The sequence below is a fragment of the Streptosporangium sp. NPDC003464 genome, assembly GCF_053588315.1.
Map to the genome: position 1 here is coordinate 1 of NZ_JBSFPS010000443.1, position 4711 is coordinate 4711.

A 4711-nucleotide genomic window follows, 5' to 3' on the forward strand; every position below is an offset into this window, starting at 1 on the left:
GCCGCCACGGATGAGGCCGCGCGCCTGGCGGAAGAGTCCGCGCGCCGCGCGGAGCCGCGCCCATCGGGCGCGCCCGGCTTTCCGTATGTGGGCCCGCACTTTCGGGCAAAACATAATTTTGATACGTGTAGGCCGAAATTAGAGGGAAATGCGGGTTTGAGATCCGTAGTGCCGCTCAGAAGAACCTTATAAGCAGGCCGGTCGATGGCGATTGCTGAACGCGCTGTTAAACAGCCGCGCGCAGAGGCTTCATATCCGCGTCGTAGCTGCGTAGACTCCCGGCACCGGCCAAGGTTTGTCCTTCGGAGCGGCCCGTGAACGGGTCCGATTCCGTGGGAAGTCTGCGGACGCAACCGGAAGCGGCACTGCCAACACCCGGAGTGCGCCGCTCCGTCAGCCGACCATTCACCGCAGCGCACTCCGGGCAGGACGTGTTCCCGTCTTGCCGAGGAGAGTCGGATGTCTGTGCTCCATCTAGCCGTTGCCGAAGAGCCAGCGGTATCCCTGAGCGGTTCTCATTTCAACATCGTGATAGTGGTGGCCGTCGTGGCCCTGCTCGCACTCGCCGTCGCCGGCGTCCTCGTGCGAGAGGTGCTCGCCGCCGGCCAAGGCACCGAGCGCATGCAGAACATCGCGCGCGCCGTACAGCAAGGAGCCTCCGCCTACCTGGCGCGGCAGTTCCGGACACTCGCGGTGTTCGTCATCCTGATCCCCTTCCTGCTCTACCTGCTCCCCGCCGAATCGACCGCCGTGGCCATCGGCCGGTCGGCTTTCTTCGTCGTCGGCGCGCTCTTCTCCGCGCTGACCGGCTTCATCGGCATGTGGCTGGCCGTCCGCGGAAACGTCCGGGTCGCCGCGGCCGCCCGTGAGACGGGCGAGAAGGTCGCGATGCGGATCGCCTTCCGCACCGGCGGCGTGGCCGGCATGATCACCGTCGGTCTCGGCCTGCTCGGCGCCGCCATCGTGGTGATCGCCTACGGCGGCGACGCCCCGGCCGTGCTGGAGGGCTTCGGCTTCGGCGCCGCCCTGCTCGCCATGTTCATGCGGGTCGGCGGCGGCATCTTCACCAAGGCCGCCGACGTCGGCGCCGACCTGGTGGGCAAGGTCGAGCAGGGCATCCCCGAGGACGACCCGCGCAACGCCGCCACCATCGCCGACAACGTGGGCGACAACGTCGGCGACTGCGCCGGCATGGCCGCCGACCTGTTCGAGTCCTACGCGGTCATGCTCGTGGCCAGCCTGATCCTCGGCAAGGTGGCCTTCGGCACCGAGGGCCTGGTCTTCCCGCTGATCGTGCCGATGATCGGCGTGATCACCGCGATCATCGGCATCTTCACCACCGCCCCGCGCAGCGGCGACCGCTCCGGCATGGCCGCGATCAACCGCGGCTTCTTCATCTCGGCCGTCATCTCGGCGATCCTCGTCGGCGTCGCGGCCTTCCTCTACCTGCCCAGCAGCTTCGCCGGCCTGACCGGGGTGAGCCCGGAGATCGCCGCGGTCACCACCGACCCGCGCCTGATCGCCATCGGGGCGGTGCTCATCGGCCTGGTGCTGGCCAGCGCCATCCAGATCCTCACCGGCTACTTCACCGAGACCAACCGCCGTCCGGTGAAGGACATCGGCGAGAGTGCCCGCACCGGCCCCGCCACGGTCATCCTGTCCGGCATCAGCGTCGGCCTGGAGTCGGCGGTCTACTCGGCGCTGATCATCGGCGCCGCCGTCTACGGGGCGTTCCTGCTCGGCTTCGGCAACGTCACCATCGCCCTGTTCGCCGTGGCCCTGGCGGGCACCGGTCTGCTGACCACGGTCGGTGTGATCGTGTCGATGGACACCTTCGGCCCGGTCTCCGACAACGCGCAGGGCATCGCCGAGATGTCCGGAGACGTCGACGGCGAGGGCGCCCAGGTCCTCACCTCGCTCGACGCCGTGGGCAACACCACCAAGGCCATCACCAAGGGCATCGCGATCGCCACGGCGGTGCTCGCCGCGACGGCGCTGTTCGGCGCCTTCCGGACGGCGATCGAGACCCAGCTCGCCGGCGCGACCCAGGGCGTGAAGGACGCGCTCGGCTCCTTCGGCACGTTCAGCCTGAGCGTCGACTCCCCGAACGTGCTGGTCGGCCTGGTCATCGGCGCCGCGGTGGTGTTCATGTTCTCCGGCCTGGCGATCATGGCGGTCGGCCGGGCGGCCGGCCGGGTGGTCTTCGAGGTGCGCGAGCAGTTCCGCACCAAGCCGGGGATCATGGAGGGCACGGAGCTGCCCGACTACGGCAGGGTCGTCGACATCTGCACCCGTGACTCGCTGCGGGAGCTGGCCACGCCCGGCCTGCTCGCCGTGCTCACCCCGATCGCCGTCGGCTTCGCCCTCGGCTACGCGCCGCTCGGCGCGTTCCTCGCCGGTGCCATCGCCTGCGGCACACTGATGGCGGTGTTCCTGGCCAACTCCGGCGGCGCCTGGGACAACGCCAAGAAGCTGGTCGAGGACGGCCACCACGGAGGCAAGGGGTCCTCCGCCCACGAGGCCACCGTCATCGGTGACACCGTCGGCGACCCGTTCAAGGACACCGCGGGCCCGGCGATCAACCCGCTGCTCAAGGTGATGAACCTGGTGGCGTTGCTGATCGCCCCGGCCGTGGTGGCCTACGCCGACAACGTGGCGCTGCGGATCGGCGTCACCGTGGTCGCGGCGGGCATCGTCGTCGCCGCGGTGATCGTTTCCAAGCGCCGGTCGGCGAGCATCTCCCCGACCGAGGAGAACAACGTCAAGCGCGAGCGGGAGCCGATCTCCAGCTGAGCGAGGGCCGACGGAAGGGGTGCGCGGGGCCGCGCACCCCTTCCGCGCGTGCGGGGCCCCTCGGTGGGAAACTTGGGCGTATGGAACAGCAGCCCTCCGGAGGCAAGTCACTCATCATGATCCTGCTGGCGATGGCCGCGGTGTTCGCGGTGATCGTGGGGATCGCCATGTGGGCGGCGAGGTGACGACACGCACGCTGGTCGTGCTGCGGCACGCCAAGGCGGCCCACATCCCCGGCCTCGCCGACCGGGACCGCCCCCTCACCGAGCGCGGGCAGCGCGACGCCCGCCGGGCCGGTGAGGCGCTCACCGGCATGGATCTCCGGCCCGACCTGGTGCTCTGCTCGCCGTCGACGCGGACCAGGCAGACCGCCGGGCTGGCCCTGCCCGGTGCCGACATCACCTTCGAACCGGCCATCTACCAGGCATACTCCGACGAGCTCCTGTCCCTGATCCGGCGGAGCGACCCCGAGGTCCGCACGCTGATCCTGGTCGGGCACAACCCCGGTGTCCACGAGCTGGTCCTGGACCTCACCACGGGGGACGACGGCCCCGGCGCCACGGAGGACGACGACCCCGGCTTCCCGCCCGGCGCGTTCGCCGTCATCGAGGCCGAGGGCGAGTGGGCCGAGCTCGACACGGGACGCGGTGTCGTCCGCTGGAGCCCCAAGGACCACTGAGCACAGCGTGGCCGGAGGCCCCGGCGGCCGTACGGCCGGAAACCCTGATCCCCGGAGGCTCCGGCCACCGTACGGCGGGAGGTCACCGCGCCGGTCACCGGTCACCGGGAGCACTAAGTGCCCGGAGGGCGGGCAGGAAGGTCACATCCCCCCGTCCTGACGACCTCGGGGGGTGGCATGCGGAAGATCGCCGAGGCGCTGCGGGGCGACTTCGTGATCTCCGGCCGGCCCGCCTGGGGGTACAGCCTGCTGTGCGCGCTGGGCATCTGCCTGCCGCTGCTGCTCGGCGTCGTGCTCGGCCGTGTCCCCCAGGGTGCGGTGGCGGCCCTGGGCGGCTATCTCACCGTCTTCGGGGACGCCCCGGGCCTGCCGTACGGCGAGCGCGCCCGCAAGCTGCTCGTCGCCACGCTCATGGTCACCCTGGGCTCCGGCCTCGGCGCGCTGATGCAGCCCCACCCCTGGCCGGCCGTCGCCGTGATGGGACTGGTCGCCCTGGCCGGCGGCTACTGGCCGGTGATCAGCGTCTCCTCGATGCTCGCCGTGGCCCTGGCCTACTTCGCCCCGGCGGGCATGAGCGTACCGGTCCGCATGGAACTCGCGGCGGCCGGCGGCCTGCTGATGACGCTGCTGCTGGTGGTGCTCTGGCCGGTGCGCCGCCTCCAGCCGCTCCGCGCGGCCCTGGAGGAGGCCGGCGCGGCGCTCGCCGACCTGCTGGAGGCCGGGGGGCGGGCCCCGCTGTCCGACGAGAGCTGGGAGGTGCTGCGCCGCCGTGCCGGGACCGCGGTGGACGACGCGGCCCGGGCCTTCTGCCTCTACCGGGTCTCGGAGGAGGACGACCGGGCCCTGCGGCGGCTGCTGGCCACGCTGACCCGCATCCTCCACGAGACCGTCGCCCTGCGCGTGCTGCGGGCGGCGGCCGCGCAGGCCGACATGGGCACCGAGTGGGCCGGAGAGCTGGAGGAGGCGGTCGGGCCGCTGGCCCGCGCGCTGCGGGAGGCGGTGTCGCTCGGCGGTTCGGCCGCGGTGCCCGAGGCGCTGGAGGCGATGGGGCGCTTCGCCGAGCGGGTCGAGGAGGTCCGCCGCTCCGCCCACGCGGGCGAGGCGCCGCTGCCCGCGGCCGCGCTGCTCGGACAGGTCCGCCGGTGCCTGGACCGGATCGGGATGGCGGTGCGGTCGGTGGCGCAGCAGGCGGCCGAGGGGGTCGAGATCGGGCCGCGCCTGCCCAGGTTCGGCCGGTTG

At 71.8% G+C, this 4711-nt stretch carries 3 protein-coding genes; all 3 read left to right on the plus strand.

Annotation, left to right across the window (positions count from 1 at the left end; translation table 11 throughout):
• The first annotated feature begins 459 nt into the window (after window positions 1-459).
• Window positions 460-2793: a sodium-translocating pyrophosphatase gene (locus tag ACWDS7_RS46725; RefSeq protein ID WP_306860600.1), complete on the plus strand. Its 2334-nt coding sequence runs from the start codon at window positions 460-462 to the stop codon at window positions 2791-2793.
• A gap of 181 nt (window positions 2794-2974) precedes the next feature.
• Complete coding sequence (locus ACWDS7_RS46730) at window positions 2975-3472, plus strand: SixA phosphatase family protein (protein WP_451934554.1); 498 nt, start codon at window positions 2975-2977, stop codon at window positions 3470-3472.
• A gap of 177 nt (window positions 3473-3649) precedes the next feature.
• Window positions 3650-4711 (plus strand): hypothetical protein (locus ACWDS7_RS46735; RefSeq protein WP_451934555.1); only part of this gene is annotated, 1062 nt, incomplete at its 3' end.

Excerpts from the sequence above, each read along its gene's own strand:
- ACWDS7_RS46725 (WP_306860600.1), top strand. The coding sequence starts at position 460 with ATGTCTGTGCTCCATCTAGCCGTTGCCGAAGAGCCAGCGGTATCCCTG.